The organism is Chondrinema litorale, assembly GCF_026250525.1.
Classification (GTDB): domain Bacteria; phylum Bacteroidota; class Bacteroidia; order Cytophagales; family Flammeovirgaceae; genus Chondrinema; species Chondrinema litorale.
In genome coordinates this window covers 125,828-145,695 of sequence record NZ_CP111043.1, presented here as the reverse complement: position 1 = coordinate 145,695, position 19,868 = coordinate 125,828, and the positions used below count along the sequence as shown (strand labels likewise).

The 19,868-nt window shown below is 33.9% G+C and carries 16 protein-coding genes; 12 read left to right on the top strand and 4 right to left on the bottom strand.

Annotation, left to right across the window (positions count from 1 at the left end; genetic code table 11):
- Window positions 1-19: 19 nt before the first annotated feature.
- Window positions 20-2,761 carry a S9 family peptidase gene (locus OQ292_RS00675; protein ID WP_284684117.1) on the bottom strand — a complete coding sequence of 914 codons (2,742 nt, stop codon included), beginning with the start codon at window positions 2,759-2,761 and terminating at the stop codon, window positions 20-22.
- Between the two features lie 341 nt (window positions 2,762-3,102).
- On the opposite strand from OQ292_RS00675, the gene OQ292_RS00670 reads away from it, so the two are divergent.
- From OQ292_RS00670 to OQ292_RS00645, 6 genes are all read left to right on the top strand, one after another.
- A complete protein-coding gene (locus tag OQ292_RS00670) occupies window positions 3,103-3,411 on the top strand; it encodes a hypothetical protein (RefSeq protein ID WP_284684116.1) in 309 nt (102 codons plus the stop codon).
- A gap of 256 nt (window positions 3,412-3,667) precedes the next feature.
- Window positions 3,668-3,976: a hypothetical protein gene (locus tag OQ292_RS00665; protein ID WP_284684115.1), complete on the top strand. Its 309-nt coding sequence runs from the start codon at window positions 3,668-3,670 to the stop codon at window positions 3,974-3,976.
- Between the two features lie 441 nt (window positions 3,977-4,417).
- A complete protein-coding gene (locus OQ292_RS00660; RefSeq protein WP_284684114.1) occupies window positions 4,418-4,723 on the top strand; it encodes a hypothetical protein in 306 nt (101 codons plus the stop codon).
- Window positions 4,724-5,045: 322 nt separating this feature from the next.
- Entirely contained in the window at window positions 5,046-5,348 is a 303-nt protein-coding gene (locus OQ292_RS00655) for a hypothetical protein (protein ID WP_284684113.1), read from the top strand.
- 386 nt (window positions 5,349-5,734) lie between these two features.
- The gene (locus OQ292_RS00650; RefSeq protein ID WP_284684112.1) at window positions 5,735-6,040 is read left to right on the top strand and encodes a hypothetical protein; all 306 of its coding nucleotides are present in this window, start codon (window positions 5,735-5,737) and stop codon (window positions 6,038-6,040) included.
- Window positions 6,041-6,450: 410 nt separating this feature from the next.
- On the top strand, window positions 6,451-6,753 hold the full coding sequence (locus OQ292_RS00645) for a hypothetical protein (RefSeq protein WP_284684111.1): 303 nt from the start codon (window positions 6,451-6,453) through the stop codon (window positions 6,751-6,753).
- 56 nt (window positions 6,754-6,809) lie between these two features.
- Here OQ292_RS00645 and OQ292_RS00640 read toward each other — a convergent pair whose 3' ends face one another.
- From OQ292_RS00640 to OQ292_RS00630, 3 genes are all read right to left on the bottom strand, one after another.
- Window positions 6,810-7,778, bottom strand: coding sequence for a DUF4249 domain-containing protein (locus OQ292_RS00640; protein WP_284684110.1), 969 nt, complete (start codon window positions 7,776-7,778; stop codon window positions 6,810-6,812).
- A gap of 3 nt (window positions 7,779-7,781) precedes the next feature.
- Window positions 7,782-10,160 carry a TonB-dependent receptor gene (locus tag OQ292_RS00635; RefSeq protein ID WP_284684109.1) on the bottom strand — a complete coding sequence of 793 codons (2,379 nt, stop codon included), beginning with the start codon at window positions 10,158-10,160 and terminating at the stop codon, window positions 7,782-7,784.
- 136 nt (window positions 10,161-10,296) lie between these two features.
- Window positions 10,297-11,361 carry an alkaline phosphatase D family protein gene (locus OQ292_RS00630; protein WP_284684108.1) on the bottom strand — a complete coding sequence of 355 codons (1,065 nt, stop codon included), beginning with the start codon at window positions 11,359-11,361 and terminating at the stop codon, window positions 10,297-10,299.
- Window positions 11,362-11,558: 197 nt separating this feature from the next.
- Here OQ292_RS00630 and OQ292_RS00625 point away from each other — a divergent pair, with 197 nt between their 5' ends.
- From OQ292_RS00625 to OQ292_RS00600, 6 genes are all read left to right on the top strand, one after another.
- Window positions 11,559-13,730 (top strand): M1 family metallopeptidase, encoded by a 2,172-nt coding sequence (locus OQ292_RS00625; RefSeq protein WP_284684107.1) that lies wholly within the window; start codon window positions 11,559-11,561, stop codon window positions 13,728-13,730.
- Window positions 13,731-13,852: 122 nt separating this feature from the next.
- Window positions 13,853-16,024: a M1 family metallopeptidase gene (locus tag OQ292_RS00620; RefSeq protein WP_431733751.1), complete on the top strand. Its 2,172-nt coding sequence runs from the start codon at window positions 13,853-13,855 to the stop codon at window positions 16,022-16,024.
- A 110-nt stretch (window positions 16,025-16,134) separates the two neighbouring features.
- A complete protein-coding gene (locus OQ292_RS00615; protein ID WP_284684106.1) occupies window positions 16,135-16,815 on the top strand; it encodes a hypothetical protein in 681 nt (226 codons plus the stop codon).
- Window positions 16,816-16,826: 11 nt separating this feature from the next.
- The gene (locus OQ292_RS00610) at window positions 16,827-17,375 is read left to right on the top strand and encodes an RNA 2'-phosphotransferase (RefSeq protein WP_284684105.1); all 549 of its coding nucleotides are present in this window, start codon (window positions 16,827-16,829) and stop codon (window positions 17,373-17,375) included.
- Between the two features lie 62 nt (window positions 17,376-17,437).
- On the top strand, window positions 17,438-18,808 hold the full coding sequence (locus OQ292_RS00605; protein ID WP_284684104.1) for a DUF4419 domain-containing protein: 1,371 nt from the start codon (window positions 17,438-17,440) through the stop codon (window positions 18,806-18,808).
- Window positions 18,809-18,912: 104 nt separating this feature from the next.
- Window positions 18,913-19,866, top strand: a complete 954-nt coding sequence (locus OQ292_RS00600; RefSeq protein ID WP_284684103.1) for a hypothetical protein — start codon at window positions 18,913-18,915, stop codon at window positions 19,864-19,866.
- Window positions 19,867-19,868: the final 2 nt, after the last annotated feature.

Genomic DNA, 19,868 nt, shown 5'->3' with positions numbered 1-19,868 from the left:
TAGACAGCCTCTTTTTTATTTAGTCTTTTATAATTCTAAAACCAGCTAGTTTGGTATCTGCTGAGTTTGTAGTTTCAGTAGAATCAGCAAAATCTGAAGCATTATAACCGATTGTGCTGCCATCTTCTGCCCATTCAGTTACATTCCCACCAAGATCGTAAACATCTGCTTCTCCAACCTTAGTAGCTTTAAAATTGCCTACTTCCTTTATAAGGTTCGATTCTTTACCTTCAATCTTCTCTTTCAGTTCAATAACATCATCAACGGTAAGTTTATAGCCCGCTAAATAATTTAAAGTGTTTTCTTTGTCAGCAACTTTTACCGCTTTTTTCTGTAGTTTCTCGGCTTCTTTTGTTGAAGGCAATCTATATTTCTCACCAGTTTTTTCGCTTAGCCAAGTTGCATAAGCTTTTGCTTTTTCTAGTGAAACTCCACTTACGGGTTTGTTAGCATCTACTGGGGCAAAAGTGAAATTGTTATCAAACTCTTTATATTGAGCAAAAGTTACTTCAAACACACCGATAGAGATAGAATCTTCTTTAACGACTTCTGTTTGCGGAATAAGTACGCCATCTTTCATTACACCGAAATTACCATTGCTTTTTTCAAGTTTTGAAAGCGCCAGAATTTGAGCCAGTGGGCTTTCTTTTTTGAAAGCTTCATTCTTCTCTTCTTCCTTATTAAATAGGTATTTATCTATCCAAGCGATTTCTTCTTTCATCTTTCTTAGCTGATGTGTGATTTTTTGTAAGCCGTGTGGCTGGCCCGGAAACCACAAAAACCTTACTGGTGCCTCATCTACTTGTTGTAATGCGCGGTAGTATTCCCAACCCTGATCTCTTGGCACAGCTCTGTCTTCGCTTCCGTGGAAAATAATAGTAGGTGTTTTTACTTTTTCCAATTCGAAGAGAGGAGATTTTGTAATGTAGTTTTCATTATAAGTTTTTCCATCTGTATCATCCCAAGGAGCACCACCGAAATAACTTTGATCAAAAGAAACACCAAAGCGACAAGTACCAAAGTCAGAAGTCCAGTTTACATCACCTGCTCCCGGTGCTGCTACTTTAAACATTTCAGGGTAGCGAACTGTCAACATAATAGTCAAAATTGCACCATTAGACCAACCCATTGTTCCCATCTGAGACTTGTCAATCATGCCCTTTTTATCAAGTGCCTCAATACCATTTAAAATATCTGTAAGCTCAGGATCGTAGTAATTTTTCTTGATCGATTCTACAAACTCTAAACCGTAGTTAGATGAGCCATGGTAGTTTGGTTTCAATACAAAAGCGCCTTTCTGACTCAAAATCTGCGGGTATGTAGACCATCTTTCAGACCATGAATCTGTATCTACACCAGAAGGTCCACCATGAATAGAAAGTATCAATGGGTATTTTTTCCCTTCTTCGTAGTCTTCTGGGTAATATAATAAACCACTTACTTCTTCATCATTCCAACCTTTCCAAGTAAATACCTCTGACCGTGCGATAGGTAGTTTCTTTAAATCATCATTAAGAAATACCACCTCTTCTTCATTTTTAAATACAGGCCCAGATTTTTTTAAAGTTCTAGCAGTTTTATCAATATCAGCAATATAATAGGTAGGTATTTTTGAAGCTGTAGAGTAAGTATAAAGAATTTTACTGCCATCTTTAGAAATGCTAAGAATCTGTGTATGATCGTTTTTCTCACCGAGATTTATATCATATTTAGTCCAAACTGCATCTACACCTTTTTGTAAGTATGCAAGCCCAACTGTTGCACCTTTTGCAAGAGAAATAAATGCATCGTTACCTGATAAGTCAAACCCGCGAGAGATACCCCAATCCCAGTCTATATCTACTTTTTTCCTTCTTTCTTTAGACATAAAATCGAAGTAGTATAATTCTGTAATACCGGCTCCATTCCATTCTGGGTCAGAAGAAAGCTCTGCGGTAAAATAGAAGCCCAGATTATCGGCAGTAAAAGTAAATGAGCCAGGAGTTTGTAAATCTTCTAGAATTTGTTCTTTATTACCACTTTCTAGATTATAAAGGTAAAATTTCGGGTCTGGATTCGCATCTGCAGGATAATGTCTACTTTGGCTGGTGCCAATTACAAGCCATTTGCCATTGCTAGACAATTGATAAGTATACACTGGCTTTTCATTGTCTGTAATGCGCTTTATGCTTTTCTCTTTAATATCGAAGCTGTAGACTCTGGTAGTAGTCCAATGTTCTTCATCTTCTACTATTACAGTATTATCTTTACTTTCTTCCTGTTCTTGTTCATAAAGAGTTTTACCCTCGTTTGAAGTATATAGAAGTGTACTGTCGTTTAGCCAGTTAATGTCAGAAATGCCATTTTTAAATTCATGTACTTCTTCTGGCTCACCACCAAATATGCTCAATTTCCAAAGCTTTTTACCTTTATCTCTTGATGAGAGAAAGTAGATAGATTCTCCATCTTTTGAGAATAGGGGAGAATAATTGCTGTCTTCACCTTGAGTTAGTTGAAAAGTTCTGTATTTGCCTTCCTTTTTTAAGTCTAGTCTGGTGAGGTAAATGTCGCTCACAAACTTGTCTTTTTCTTTTACCCCTTTGCGTTTTGTCCAAACAAACATTGAATTATCTGGTGAAAAAGCAGGGCTGCTTAAATACTCAGTGTTAATAATTTTTTCTGGCGTCCATTTTTTTGATTCTTGTGCAAATAGGATGTTGGCCAGTGCGAGATTGCATAGTAGCAACCAGCTGGCTGATTGTATGTATTTTAATTTTCTCATCTGTAATTGTTAGTTACTACAAAGTTTTAATACTGAAAATTATCAATTAAGGTCAAAAGTACCACCTTAAATTGAAATTGTTAATTAGGAATGAGTTAATGGAGGATTTGTATTTACAGAAGGTAAAAATACTAAAAAATACGGTTTTTGTGCGGTAACACATACTGTAGAACTTTTGTACAATTTGATTAAAAAGTCCTGTTAAATTATCTTAAATTAAATATTGATATTTATCTAACTTGTTGATTATGAGAATTTTGATATTCTGGCTTGTTTTTGTCTTATTTCAATATCAACAAAACAATATCAAAAACTTAAACAACCTAAATAAACTTTAAATTATGAAAAATTCAGTTAAAGCAATCATCATCGCATCAGTAATGGGTATATCAGGTTCTGCATTTGCAGCTCAGTCAATTGATAACAATCCAGCAATAGAAATTACAGCAGAGCCTACTAAAACGGAGATAGCATTTGATGATCTACCAGTACTAGTACAAGATGCTTTTAAAGGAAGTGAATATTCAGAAGAATCAATCAATAAAATATTTCAAGTAGTAGAAGAAGAAGGTGATACATCATATGAGTTTTATGTTGGTGCCGAAAACGAAGTGATCACATTTAGCCAAGAAGGTGAAATAACAGAATAATTTAATCGCTAAAGTTTTCATGTTAAGGCCTTGCCATTTTAAATGGCGAGGCTTTTTTTATGCTCAAAATTGAATTAGTATAAACTAATGTAAAAAGTGTAGATATTTTCCACAGATTGTCTAAATATTTCTGCTGAAATTTTAGATGTTTAAGTTGTAATTTATTGATAATGAGGATGTAATGTTTTTGGCTTGTTTTTATATTATTTAATAGTAAATAGAGTAGATCTGATTAGTATAAGAAAACCTTACAACCATGAAATTATCATATAAAACATTATTAGCAGCAATTATAATTAGTATAGGCCAGGCAGCATTTGCTGCACATTCATATAAAGAAATTGGCAAAGTAGAAATTTTGGCTAAGCCATCAAAATCTATTGTGGTTTTCGAGGAGCTTCCGATTTTAGTGCAAAAAACATTTAAAGAAAGTGAGTTCTTTCAAAGAGGTGCCAATAAGATATTTAAGATAGATAGAGAAGAATCATCAGTATATGAGTTTTATGTTGGTGAAGAAAACGATATTGTAGTAATAAGCGAGCAAGGCGAATTGCTTACAATATAATTTAGACAAAGACTATAAAAAAAGCCTGGTTATTTTTTTAATAACCGGGCTTTTTTTATTCTATATTTTCAAAGGCATTAATTTTTAGAAAGATATATATAGAATATTCTGATTTGCTTTTTTTAATTATATTTTTTTGCAACGTATTTTTAATTTCCTACTCATAACTAAGTGAAATTAATGCTTTTTATAGGGTAATATTAATTGTGTAATATATCTCCATTATAAATACACCAATTTCATGGTATTTGTTAGGGGTGGCAAAATGTAGAAGTGTTACCCAAATTGATTATAAACTCCCGTTAAAAATTCATAAACAAAAACTGGCGTAAATTGTAATTTACTGATTATAAGATACTTGTGTTTTTGGTCTGTTTTTTCGATTAAGTAAAACATAACTCAATAATTAACTCAAACAAGATCAACGTAAACTTTAAAATTATGAAAAATTCAGTTAAAGCATTTGTAATCGCAACAGTAATGGGAGTATCAGGATCTGCATTTGCAGCTCAAACAATGGATAACAACAGTGCAATTGAAATTACTGCTGAGCCAGTAAAAACAGAGGTGATGTTTGATGACCTTCCTGAACTAGTAAAACAGGGTTTCCAAAACAGCGATTACGCAGAAACAACTGTAAATAAGATATTTAAAGTGGAAGATGAAGGAATGGTATCATACGAATTTTATTTAGGTGCCGATAATGAAGTAATAACTCTTAGTGAACAAGGTGAATTAGAAGAATAAGCCTACTTAGCTAAAGTTTTCATGTGAGGCCCTGATATAATTAATGTCAGGGCTTTTTCTGTATTTTTCTTACAGTCTTTTCTCTAAAAGGAAAAGGCTGTTTTTTTATATCTACAATTCAGTTTTACGTGCGGAGTCGTTGTGTATTTAAATTGTAGAATACTTACCCAATCTGATTAAAATTTCCCGTTAAATTCTCTTAAATAAATAGACTGAGTAATTATATTTAATTGACAATGAAATAGTTATAAAATTGGTCTGCTTTTGTATTATATACTTATAAACTAGATTAAACTAATAAAAATAATACAATATTAAAGGTATGAGAAACACAGTTAAAGCTATAATGATCGCAGTAGTGATGGGAGTGTCAGGAGCTGCATTTGCAAACAATTCAATTAATCATACAATCACTGCAAGTTCATTAGAACCTCTAAAAATTGAAGTGTCATTCGAAGATTTACCAGAAGCAGTAAGATTAGGTTATTTAAACAGCACTAGAGAAGAATCTGCTATTAATATTATTTTTAGAGTAGAAACAGAAGAAGGCACCTTTTATGAATTTTATGTGGAAGAAGGTCACGAAAAAATTACTATCGATAAAGAAGGTAAACTAATAGAATAGAAATAGAATAATTTACATATATGATTTGAGCCCTGTCATTTTTAATGGCAGGGCTTTTTTGTGTAATAAATTTTAATTTTCACTTAGCTTAAAGAATAAAATTTTTGCTTAATTGATGTATAGTCTTAAAAATTAGTCAATTAAAAAATATTGTATTTTTTTAAGAATTTTATAATAAAATCATGGTATTTGTTGCAGTGTGGAAATTGTAGAATTCCTACACGAAATGGATAAAAATTCCTGTTAAAATATCTTATTTTAAAAAAATGGATTTTTTAATTAATTGATAATCAGTAATTTGTGATTTTGGAATGCTTTTTCTATTAATAAAAGTAAATAACAACAAAATTTAACTAAAACAACAATTAAAAGTAAACTTTAAAATTATGAAAAATTCAGTTAAAGCATTCGTAATCGCAACAGTAATGGGAGTTTCAGGATCAGCATTTGCAGCTCAATCTATTGACAACAACCCATCAATTGAAATTACTGCCGAGCCAGTAAAAACTGAGGTAATGTTTGAAAATCTTCCTGAAGCAGTTCAGTTAGGTTTCCAAGAAAGTGATTACGCAGAATCAACTGTGAACAAGATATTCAAAGTAGAAGAAGAAGGATTAACATCTTACGAATTTTATGTTGGTGCTGATAATGAAGTGATAACATTTAGCGAAGAAGGCGAAATTACTGAATAATTTCAAAGCTAAAGTTTTCATGAAGAGGCCCTGACAGAGATGTCAGGGCTTTTTTTTATTTTCATAAATTTTACCTCAGTTTTATACAACTGTTGTTTAAAAAAGCAGTTAAAATACTGATTTATATAACATAGAGTACACAATTTTTTAAATTTGGAAAAGTTCCATTTTTTAACAAAATATTGTTATTTGAAAGTGCTTCATTTTCATGATTTTTGCTAGTAATTCCAATATGTAGAAACATTGTACACATTGTATATTTTCTCCTGTTAAAATTCCTAAAAATTCTACATAATCGCTTTTGATATATATTTAAATAACTGATTATCAGTAAGTTAAAAATATGGCTTGTTTTTGTATTAGTACTTAAAGAATCCAACGATAATTTTTTTAACTTAAACTTTGAAAACATGAAAAATTCAGTTAAAGCATTTGTATTCGCTACAGTATTAGGCATTTCAGGATCAGCATTCGCAGCTCAATCATTCAATACTAACGCAGTTGAAATTACAGCTGAACCTGTAAAAACTGAAGTTATATTTGAAGACCTTCCAGAAGCAGTTCAAGAAGGATTTAAAGGTAGCGATTATGCTGAAACCGCTGTAAATAAAATATTCAAAGTAGAAGAAGAAGGAACTACTACTTATGAATTTTACGTAGGCGAAGAAAACGACGTAATTACATTTACAGAAGAAGGTGAAATTACTGAATAATTATTTATAATCTAATCACTCTCTTAAAGCCTTGTCAAACTATGACAAGGCTTTTTTTATTTGGTGATTATCATTGTATCGGCAGCATAAGTAGCAATAATTCCCAAACCGTTTTCTACATTACTAAACACCTGCGCTGGTTCTGCAAAAGGGTTATCTTCTGAGTAATCGTAGCTTTCGTAACTTAAAAGATATTTATAGTAAGATTCGGAGATATGTTTAAGTACAAATGTGAATTTATTCTCTGTGGTAACTGTATAAATCCTTGATTTAAAATTTATCTCGTGTTTTGAACCATCAAAGAGCTCATCATTTATTAATAAATAGGGTTTAAAATCATTATTATCAAAACCCGACACACTACTGTTTATCACAGAAGCATCTGGCGACGATAATTCCCCTTTTTCATAAAAAGCTACAGAGTCGTAGCCGATCACATTGTAATCATCATCGTATATAGCGCGCTTTTGTTCAATTAAATTATACAACTCAAATATGTAATAGTTTTTTTCGCCAGTAATATCTGTTATATTAAATGCACCATTTTGTTCAGAATTAGAGCCGTATATAGAAGGTATTCTAATATCTAATGCTTCGACTTGAACTGGTAAAGGTAGTTGTATGGTACTACTGGCTTCTGGGTAGCCAGATGCTTTAACCTTTATCGTATAAACTTCTCCGGCAACAGGAGCAGGTTCATTTTTAGCAGAATAATAACCATAGCGAGTACAGTCTTCTATGTTGCAGTCTATGTAATCAGGTGGGTATTCATTATAAGTTAATGTTGTATTTTCACCTGAGCTATTAGTAATGCTTACCTCCGCATTTTCAATTGCTTTAAAGCTTGCATTATAATCATTGTCTAAAGGATGTATGCTCGAAGTGATACGAAAAAGCCAAGTGCTATCGGCGGGTACAATGCCATTAATTACTAAACTGTTTGGTTCTTCTGGTAATTCTATATCTAGTACAGTTTCGCAAGAGATTATAGAAAATAGCAGGAGAATAGGCAGATGTTTTTTCATAATTCAAAACTTAAAACTGTAACTGATACTAGGAATAATAGGAAAGAGGCTGTACTGAACAAATTTTTGTTCATCGGTATCATAATCGTAGCCAATATCAATGTAAAAAGGATTTTTACGGCTGTATAGATTGTATACACCAAGCGACCAAGTACGCTCACCCCATTTTTTTTGTTTTTTAAATGCCAGATTAATATCTAATCGGTGGTAAGAGCGCATCCGGTAACCATTTCTTTCACCATAATAATCTATTTCATTATTATAGTAATATGGGTTTCTTGTTCTATCTACAAAGAGCGGTGTTCTACTGTTTATCGTTTCATGTCGGCCAATAGGCAGTGTTACAGAATTACCAGTTCCATAAACCCAAGCAACAGAAAGGTCTATCTTTGGTTTCCATTCGTGTACAATGGCTATGCTGATGTCATGTCTGCGATCCCATTTGTAAGGGAATTTTTCACCAAAGTTAAGATCTTCAAATTGTCGGTTAGACCATGCCAATGTATAACCAATCCACCCTGTGGTTTTACCTTGTTTCTTTTGAAATAAAAACTCTAAACCATAGCTATCTCCATTACCAATAGTTACTTGTTCTTCCCAATTGGTATCAACTTCTAGAAAGCTGGCACCTTCTTTATAGGCTACCAAGTTTTTCATTTCTTTATAATAGGCTTCAATACTCATTTCGAAGCCGTTATTAAAACTTTTAGCTCCACCTAGGGCTACTTGCCAAGCTACTTGTGGTTTTATATTATCTGTAGAAGGAACCCATAAATCTGTAGGCAAACCAATACCAGAATTGGTAAGTAAGTTGATAAACTGCGTCATCTGCGCATAAGATGCTTTAATTGAGGTTTGGTTTGGAAGTAAATATCTAGCAGAAACTCTTGGCTGAACGGAGTAGTAATTTTTTTCATTTACTCTAAAAAGTGAGGAATGTACACCGAGATTTACATTTAGGTTTTTATTAACCTTAATATCATCTTCTACATAAGCAGTATATTCATAAGCGTAAGTATCTTGGGTAATATTTATATCTGCTGTTTCACTACTATTTAAATTAAAGGCACCTGGTTCAAAAGTGTGATAAATTGAATTGAGCCCAAATCTTATTGCATGATTTGGAGAGGGATAATAATCGAAATCAATTTTTGCAGCAAAGTCTTTTATACCAGAATAATATCTTGCTTTATAAATCTCTGTAAAAGTTTTTACTGCTTCAAAATCATAATAACTATCTTCGTAATTGGTGAAGATATCAAAAATATACCTACTATAAGTTGCTGTAACATTACTGAAGAGTTTTTTGCCAAATACGTGATTCCACCTCAAAGCAGAAATTACATTTCCCCAGCGAAGTCCCACTTCTTCTTCTGAGTAATTAGGAGTATAATCATCTTCATATTTATAAAAAGCATAGGCTTTGTCTCTGCCGGTATATAGCGACAAGTAAAGCCTGTCTTTATCTGAGAATTTATAATTGAATTTGGCATTTACATCGTGGAAGTGATAGCCCAATACAGCATCATCCTGAGAGTTATTTTTTATTATCGGTCTAGCTAGTAAATCGATATAAGTTCTTCTGCCAGAAACCATAAAAGAAGCTTTGTCTTTTATAATAGGGCCTTCTAGCGTGAGTTTCGAACTGATTAAGCCAATATTACCTTCGCCATGGAACTCCTTCATGTTTCCTTCTTTTAGGCTAATGTCTATTACCGAAGAAAGTCTGCCTCCATATCTTGCCGGAAAACCACCTTTTACGAGTTCAACTCGATTTAAGGCATCAGCATTAAAAATGGAAAAGAAACCAAAAAGGTGAGAAACATTATAAACCGGAACTCCATCTAATAAAATGAGGTTTTGGTCTGGGCCACCACCACGTACATACAAGCCGCTGGTACCTTCGCTACCAGATTGCACTCCGGGCATCAATTGTAGTGCTTTTAAAACATCTGTTTCTCCCATTAAAGCTGGCAAAAGTTTTATTTGTTTTACAGGAATGGAGATCGTACTCATTTGAGTAGATTGTTCTATGGGCTCGCTATATTGCCCTGCAACCACTTCTATTTCTTCGAGCATGGTATCTCCATTAAGAGAGAAGTGGATGGTTTTATCTTCAGAAGCAATCAATCGGAGGTTTTGAGCCTGATAGCCTACATAAGTGCAAAATAGGTTTATAGAATCACCTTTGTTTAAGCTCAAACTGAAAAAACCGTAGGTATTACTTACTACACCAGCTCCACTGACTTTGTCTATTACTGCGGCTCCAATGAGGTTTTCACCGCTTTCATTGTCTTTGATGTAACCACTAATGGTAATTTTTTGGGCATGTAGATAAGTGTATTGAATACTAAAAAATAGCAGTAGGTACAGTACTTTCATTTAAAAAATCAGAGATACGTAAAACTAGATAGTACAATAAGCAGCCTTTAAAAGACACGCTTGATTCAATAATTGTAGGTTTTACGTGCAAACTAAGACGAAATGCTGCAAGTATTGCTATTTTTTAGTGGTTTATTTAGTAATTTATAGAGAGCTCTTGTAAAAGCTTGTCTTCTGGGTCTCGCATTTCATAAGTTACTTTAATGGGGTTTTTATCCCAATCGATTTTAATGATCCCAAAACTTTTGTTGATTATTAATTCACCTACACGATACTTGTTTTGTTCGTCCCAAGCCTCTGACCAAGTGTGAGTAAGCCCACTTGAAGTAAATTCGTAGATAGGTTTATTGATGTTTTCCAAATCAATTTTAGCAAATTCTGAGATGTGTCTGTCACCACTTAATAAAACAATATTGCTTTTGCCTGATGCTGAGATTACTTCGAAAAACTTTTTTCTGGCTAGTGGAAAGTTTGCCCATTTTTCATAACCTTGTTCTTCTGCAATAAACTGAATGCCTGAACCAACTAAAATCAATTTTTCATCTGCATTATTCAACTCTTCTTCAAACCATTTCCATTGGGCATCGCCTAAAATATCACCAGTTTCATTGGCTACGTAGCGAGATGGTCCATCTTCGTTTTTCTCTAAAGAATCTCTAAAATATCTGGCATCTAGCAAAATTACTTTCACCGATTTTTCGCCTTCACCAAAAGAGTATGCGCTATATGCACCTTCTCTACTCCAAACTGGATTTTCTTTCGGCACATCTAAAAACTCTAGCATTAAATCTCTGCTGGCTTTTTTCTGCGAATAATTTTTATCACCATCATTTACTCCGTAATCGTGGTCGTCCCATACTCCAATAACAGGTGTAGAGGTGTAAAAATCATGATAAAATTGATTGGATTTAAGCGTATCGTACATGCTTTTCATGGCAGTCATGTCTTCGGTATCGGCGTAAATGTTATCGCCAAGCCATATCCAAAGGTCGGGATTGTTTTGAGAAATAGACTGCCAATAGTCTTGTGGGTCTTGTTGATGATTACAAGATCCAAAAGCAATTGTATTTAGTACTAATGATTTGTTATCTTTAAGAATCGTGTTAACTGTTGCTTCATTTTGCTGTTGAGTTTGTTTTTTTGGAGTTTCACAAGCAATTACAGCAAATGTAAAAGCTAGAATAATTGTAATTTTCTTCATGATAAGTTTAGTCTTTTTAATTTTTTACTAAGCTATTATCAAAAGCCGACTAGCACAATATTTATCAAATTGTCAGTCTATTTATCCCAATTAAAAATCCACTCATCATAAATGTTTAGGATTATGTGATAAATTGGATTTATTTTGTAATTAATTGTACTACAGATTAACTATAAATTTTAAATTAAGCAGCAATCATGAAAAAAGTTTTTATCGTGTTAAGCTTGGTTATAGCACAATTAACCGCTTATTCACAGGAAAGAAAACATACCGAAAAGTTCGAGCAACTCGAATATGAATTAAGGGATCCAAACGAATACAGAACTGCTTCTGGTGCTCCGGGTTACAAGTACTGGCAAAACGAAGCAGACTATGAGATGGAAATCGTACTGGACGACGAAACTCAGTCTCTTTCTGGTGTAGAAACTATTACTTACCACAATAATTCACCAGATGTATTAAAATATCTTTGGTTACAACTAGATCAGAATGTACGTGCTAAAGATTCTCACTCGTACAGTACTGCAACAAATTCAGTAGTACACACAAGTCCAGACGATCGTCGTGGAAACAATATGGGTAGAATTCTTGATCCTACATTTGAAGGGGGATTTAAAATCGCATCAGTTACTGGAACTGATGACAAAGCTTTGCCTTACATCATTAATAAAACAATGATGTCTGTAGATATGCCTAAGCCTTTGAAGCCAGGAGAAACTTTCTCTTTCAAAGTAAAATGGTCTTATAACATCAATGATAGAATGAAAATTGGTGGTCGTTCTGGTTTAGAGTATTTCCCAGAAGACGGTAACTACCTTTACACTATCGCTCAGTTCTTTCCAAGAATGTGTGTATACAGTGATTACGGAGGATGGCAAAACAAGCAATTCTTAGGTTCTGGTGAGTTTACATTGCCATTTGGTGAGTACGATGTAAAGATTACAGTTCCTGCTGACCACGTAATGGGTGCAACAGGTAAATTGGAAAATGCAGATGATATTCTTACTGATGAGCAAAAAGAAAGACTTAAAAAAGCAGAAACTTCTGATGAGCCAGTAATAATTGTAACTCAGAAAGAAGCTGAGAAAGCAGAGAAAAAGCCAGTTAAAGAAACTAAAACATGGCATTTCCATGCAGATAAAGTAAGAGACTTTGCTTTTGCTACTTCAAGAAAATTTATTTGGGATGCAATGGGTGTTGAGATCGGTGGTAAAACCGTAATGGCAATGTCTTACTATCCGAAAGAAGGTAACCCACTTTGGGAAGAGTATTCAACTAGAGTAGTTGCTTCTACATTAAAAAGCTATTCTCACTACACTATCGATTATCCTTACCACAAAGCTATTTCTGTTCACACAGATAGAATAGGTATGGAATATCCAATGATCTGTTTTAACTATGGTCGTCCAGATAAAGATGGAAAATACTCAGACAGATTAAAATACGGAATGATCGGTGTTATCATCCACGAAGTAGGTCACAACTTCTTCCCAATGATTATCAACTCAGATGAGCGCCAATGGACTTGGATGGACGAAGGTTTGAATACTTTTACTCAATATCTTGCTGAACTTGACTGGCAAGCTAACAACCCAAAAGAAGCTGATTACCCACACAGAAGAGGTCCTGCTAAAAACATTGTGCCTTACATGAGCATGGAGAAATCTTTTATTAGTCCAATTATGACTAACTCTGAGCAAGTTCAACAACTTGGTAATAATGCTTATGCAAAACCAGCAACAGCATTAAACATCTTAAGAGAGACTGTTTTGGGTCACGATTTATTCGACAGAGCTTTTAAAGAGTATGCAGAGCGTTGGGCATTTAAGCATCCAACTCCAGCAGATTTCTTTAGAACAATGGAAGATGCTTCTGGTACTGATTTAGACTGGTTCTGGAAAGGCTGGTTCTACGGAGTAGACCACACAGATATTGCCATGACTGGTATTAAAAAATTCAAAATTGGTGAAAGCGAAACCGAAACTTTTGCAGAAGCAATTACTGCTGATGATGAGTTTAACGAGTTTACAGTTGATAATTTAACTGAAGAACAAAAAGAACAAGTTGCTGAAAAGCCATTCTTCTACGAAGTAAACCTTGAAAACAAAGGTGGTTTAGTAATGCCAATTATTCTTGAGTTTACTTACAAAGATGGTTCTCGTGAAATCAAAAGAATTCCTGCTGAAATCTGGAGAAGAAATGATGAGAAAATCTCTAAAGTTTTCAATACTTCTCAAGAGGTAACTTCAATTGTATTAGATCCATTTGAAGAAACAGCAGACACTGATATTACAAATAACTACTGGCCTGCACAAGAGCTTCCTTCAAGATTCGAAATCTACAAAGAGAAGAGCTCAGGAGGAAACTAATCCTTTAGCTAGCAAAATATACAACAACATATGCCGGACACTCTGTCCGGCATATTAGTTAATAGACTTTTTATTTGGTTTTAAAATAACTCACTCATCTCTCAACTAAAACTTTAAAGCTTATGATAAAAAAATGTTTATGGGTCATTATTCCTGCGATGTTTTTAGGGCTAGCTGTAAGCGCTCAAGAAAGAAAACATACTGAGAAATTCGAACAACTCGAATATGAGTTGAGAGACCCAAACGAATACCGTACGGCTTCTGGAGCTCCAGGTAACGAATATTGGCAAAACACTGCCGATTATGAGATTGCAGTAGAATTAAATGATGACAATCAATCTATCACTGGTAAAGAAACTGTAACTTACCATAACAATTCACCCGATGTGCTTAAATATCTATGGGTGCAGTTAGATCAGAATATGCGTGACAAAGAATCGCATACTTACAGCACTGCTACTAACCAGATTAAGCATAAAATGTCTGCTAATGGCTATGGCGGTTCAATGAAAGATGTGCTTGATCCTACTTTTGAAGGAGGTTTTAAAATTTCTTCTCTTACAGATGCAAAAGGTAATAAATTACCATATGTAATTAATAAAACCATGATGTCTGTAGATATGCCTGAGCCATTAAAGCCAGGTGAAAGCTTCTCTTTTAAAGTAGAGTGGTCTTACAACATCAATGATAGAATGAAAATGGGTGGTAGATCGGGTTACGAGTATTTCGAAGAAGATGGAAACTACCACTATACCATTGCTCAGTTTTACCCTAGAATGTGTGTGTACAGCGATTATGGTGGATGGCAAAATAAGCAATTCTTAGGTTCTGGTGAGTTTACTTTGCCTTTTGGCGATTTTAAAGTTAGCATTACTGTACCTGCAGATCATATTATGGGTGCAACTGGTAAATTACAAAACCCTAAGGCTGTTTTAAGTAAAGAACAAATAAGCAGATTAGAAAAAGCAAAAACTGCTAAAGAACCTGTATTAATTGTAACTCAAAAAGAAGCTGAAAAGGCAGAGAAGAGTAAATCTAAAGAGAAAAAAACATGGGTTTTTGAAGCAGATAGCGTAAGAGACTTTGCTTTTGCTACTTCTAGAAAGTTGATTTGGGATGCATTGGGAGTGCCTATGGGAGATAGAATCGTAATGGCAATGTCTTACTATCCGAAAGAGGGTAATCCGCTTTGGGAAGAGTATTCTACCAGAGTAGTAGCTCACACGTTAAGAACCTATTCTAAACATACCATTGAGTATCCTTATCACAAGGCGATTTCTGTACATGCAAAAGCAATTGGTATGGAATACCCGATGATTTGCTTCAACTTTGGTCGTCCAAACCCAGATGGCTCTTATGCAGATTATGTAAAATACGGAATGATCATGGTAATTATCCACGAAGTAGGGCATAACTTCTTCCCGATGATTATCAACTCAGATGAGCGCCAGTGGACTTGGATGGACGAAGGATTAAATACTTTTATGCAGTATCTTTCTGAAGTAGAATGGGCAGCAAATAACCCTAAAGAAAAAGATTATCCTTTTAGAGAAGGTCCTCCAAATAAAATTGTGCCTTACATGAGCATGGATACCAGATACATTAGCCCGATTATGACCAACTCAGAGCAAGTGCAAAACCTTGGGCCAAATGCATACGGAAAACCAGCTACAGCATTAAATATCTTAAGAGAGACAGTTCTTGGCCACGAGCTATTCGATAGAGCTTTTAAAGAATATGCAGAGCGTTGGGCTTTTAAACACCCAACCCCAGCAGATTTCTTTAGAACTATGGAAGATGCTTCAGGTACAGATTTAGATTGGTTTTGGAGAGGTTGGTTCTATGGTGTAGAACATACCGATATCGCTATGACTGGCATTAAGAAGTTTAAACTTGGTGAAAGTGAAACAGAAAAATTTGCAGAAGCTGTAAATGTTGATGACGAGTTTAACGAGTTTACTGCTGATAATTTAACTGATGAGCAGAAAGAGCAAGTAGCAGAAAATCCATTTTTTTACGAAGTAAGTTTTGAAAACAAAGGTGGTTTGGTAATGCCACTTATTCTAGAGTTTACTTATAAAGACGGTTCTAAAGAGATAAAGAGAATTCCTGCTGAGATTTGGAGAAGAAATGATGAGAAAATCTCTAAAGTATTCAATACTTCACAGGAAGTAACTTCAATTGTGCTTGATCCTTTCGAAGAAACAGCAGATACTGATTTAACCAATAACTATTGGCCAAAACAGGAAATGCCTTCAAGGTTTCAATTGTACAAAGAGGGGAATAAGGAATAAAAATATTCTAAAATTAGCCAGAATCCGGTATTTATTAAATGCCGGATTTTTTTTTGTTAAAAATAAAAGTTTCCTTTGAGTTTTATCTGCTAAATAAAAACCCTACCATCATGAAAAATCGCCAAATATTAATTAAGCTTTCCTGCAATTTTTTAGTATTATTTTTTATTTCTTCATGTACGTTAGATAAACCCAAAGATGATTCGGTTGATACCCAGTTAACTGAAAAAGAAAATATGAATGAGTTAAAAACTAAGTTCGTATCTGTAAACAATTTGTCTGAAGATACTAGCTCATTTAAAGAGATTGTTCCCAAACTTTCAGGAAAAGATATTGCATGGTATTTAGAAAATGACAGCTTAGCTGCAAATGCTCTTCAATACTATATAGGGAAAAAAGATGCAGCACCAGATTCTACTTTCTTCAAGATTTTTAAGAGTTTACCAAAAAAAGATGCTTTAAACCCACTTTATATACATTTGCTTAACAAGGCAGTATTAAGTGCGGATGGTATGCTAGCAGAAGAACTTGGCGATGTAGTAATGGAATTTGTGGAGAAAAACCCAGATGCTTTTACGCAAATGCTGCTCGATAGTGCTTATGCAGGCAGAAAAGAAATTGCTAGAAACTACGCTTTTCTTTTAGCGCATGAAATACAACAAGAAGAAGCCACTGCGAAGAAAGAAGAGAAATTTGTAATAAGAACAATGTTGTCTTGTGCCGAATGTTCTGATGAGAAAAAAGCCGTATTAGAATACTTTTTCAATATGGTAAATGAGATGAAAGATTAAATGATAAAAAATTGATAGACAGTAAAAGAGAAAAATTTTTAAGCAAGTTTTTTAGCTATGTATTAAGGCACCATCCGAAAGTAATCGATTTAAAAGTAGATGAGTTCGGATGGGCTAGTGTAGATGAGTTAATGGCAAATGCTGCTAAAGACGGTAAGCCCTTTACTATGGAAGAACTACAATTTGTAGTTGCCAATAATGCCAAACAAAGATTTAGTTTAAGTGAAGATAACTCTAAAATAAGAGCTAATCAGGGACATTCATTCCCTGTAAATTTAGAATTAGAACCGATTGCTCCACCAGCTTATTTGTATCATGGAACTGTAGCTAAGTTTATAGAACAGATCAAAGAGGATGGATTACAAAAAATGAGTCGTCAGCATGTGCATCTTAGCCCAGATAGAGAAACAGCAATTAATGTAGGTAGCAGGCGAGGCAAGCCAGTTATTTTGACGATTAGGGCAGGAGCCATGCATGAGAGTGGCTATCAGTTTTATCTCTCAAAAAATGGAGTTTGGTTGGTAGATGCTGTTCCGGCTGAGTATATCGAATTTAAATAAGTTATGCCTTATAAGTATAAGGTAGAAGTATAAATTACATTTAATTTCTCGCTGTATCACTCATGGTAGATAAAGTAGAACGCAACCAAACAAAAAACGAAATTACATTTAAGCTAGAGGAGCTAGAACCACCAAAAGAACTTTTAGCAGAAAAAAATCTGACTGAGCTTTTAGGTGAGTTTTCTGATAAGATTGAAGCCAGCTACAAAGCAGATTATAATCTGGTAGCTTCTGGTTATCATACTTTTATACATGGTATGCACAAAGCTTATGCAGAACACAGGCCTTTTGTAATTTCACCAGATATGATTTGGCTATTGGTTTGTCAGACATTTTCTTATCATATCAATTTTAATCATCGTAAAGGAATTAATCTTTTCCCTCATTTAGATAAAAAAATTGAGCTTGCAGTAAGAAATGAGAATGTGCGGCTTGGTGATCCTAATAGTGCTTGGCACGAAACCACCCAACAGTTAACAAGTAGCATTGAAGCATATGTAGGAAAGGAATTGATCGATGTACTTAGGGCAAATTTTAGCACTACAGGCATTAAAGAAAGAGTAGCCTCAGAAATTACCATTTTGGATTCTATGAAGGCTTACTTTGAGTATGTGGTCTATTATTGTGTGTGTGGAATTCCAGAAATTACTTTGGAAGGCTCTGTAGAAGACTGGCAGCTTGTACAAACAAAAGCTGTTTACCTAAGCCAATTTAAGCTAGATAATTGGGTAAAAAAGATTTCACCACTATTAAATGAATTTGTAGAAGCATCTAAAGGGAATATAAACATACATTTCTGGATGAACATGTTTAAAATACATACTAAAAAAGAGTATGGAAACCCTAGCTTTATTGATGGATGGATTCTTGATTTTTTCCCTTATGATAAAGATGGTAATGAGTTAGATTTTACTAATGCAGATGGACTATCTGTGAGTTTTTATGAAAAAATTCTACCTAAGCAAATCATTTGTGTCGATTTTAAATTACAGGGTAGAGATGGAAATCTAATAGCCGAAGAATTTCCTATGGAATACTGGGCAGGTTTTGTTGGTTTAAAGCAAAACTCAGAAAACTTTACTATAAGGCCTGAAATCGGTTGGTTTGTAAGCCGCGCAGAAATAGCTAAAACTAGACGAGAAGGCAAAGAAAAGGGCCGATTTAGTAGTGGAAAAACATTTTATAATTTGTCTTCATTTCCCACTGAATTATTTGAAGAAACCGAAGAGAAGGATTATTATTTGAACTATAAGGGTGAAATAGATTTGCCAAATAATATTGAAGAGTTAGTTTTTCGAATATTAGAAGTTAATGGAAGAGTACCTGAGGAAATGAAAAAGTTCTATGAAGACTTACAATTAAACATTTTTAAGAATAATAGTAGAAATTTAGTTATCAATGGAATTTGGGTTTATGATATTGAGGGATTTTAAAACCATAATTTTACCATCTTTTTTGATTATAAAATATTATCTAATTTCAAATAGCTCATAAGAAAATTACTATATTGGGTAATTGCCTAAATAGTAGTATGAAAATGAAAGCTATCAGCAAAACTGCATTATCTTTTGTATTGGTTTTTATGCTTATTCCCATAGTAAAAAGCACCGCACAATCTAATCTCGAAATTGATCCTAAAGAACCTAAACCCGGAGATGAGGTTACAGTTACTTACAATCCTGCAAACACACCATTGGCTGAGTCTGTAGTAATAAAAGGCCGTGCCATTATGTATGAAAAAACAGCTGTAAGAATACTCACGGCAGATATCCTTTTAAAACAAACAGGTGGAAAATGGCTGGGAAAATTTAATCTGTTAAGAGGAAGTGTAGCTATTAATATATTTTTTGAAAATAATAGTAATGAAATTGATAGTAACAAAGGAGAGGGGTATATCTATTACTTGAAAGATAGCAATGGGACTATCTTTCAAGGAGCAAAAGCTGCAATTGCTAGTGGTGTATATGGCATGTTATCCGATCAAAAATTCCCTAATGATAAAACAAAAACCAGAAAACTTTTAGAAGAAGAGTTTTCTAAGAATCCAGATTTACTGCAATATTACTTTGCTACTTACTATAGAACATTTAATCTTTATGATAAAGATGAATCTAAATTTATTACCGAGATAGCAGACAAATTGTATGCAGTTAGAGATACATTAGATGCAAAACCCATTGCAGATCTGGCATTTTTTTATCAAAAAAGTGAGCAGAGTAAATCTGAAAAGTGCATTAAAATACTTTCTAAATGTCATCCTTCTTCTATATCAGCATTTCAATTGCAATCAATGGATATGCAAATGGAGTTGATGACTACATCCGACTTTAAAACTAAACTGAAAGCTTATAAAAAGGAAAGTGAATATTTTAAAGAAAGTTTAGAATTGGGAGAAAAAGACTTTTTAAATAATCTAGAGTTTAATATAATTTTGAAAACATCAACTCTCCTTCATTTGAATGGCTTTCAAATCATGGCTATTATAGTGTAATT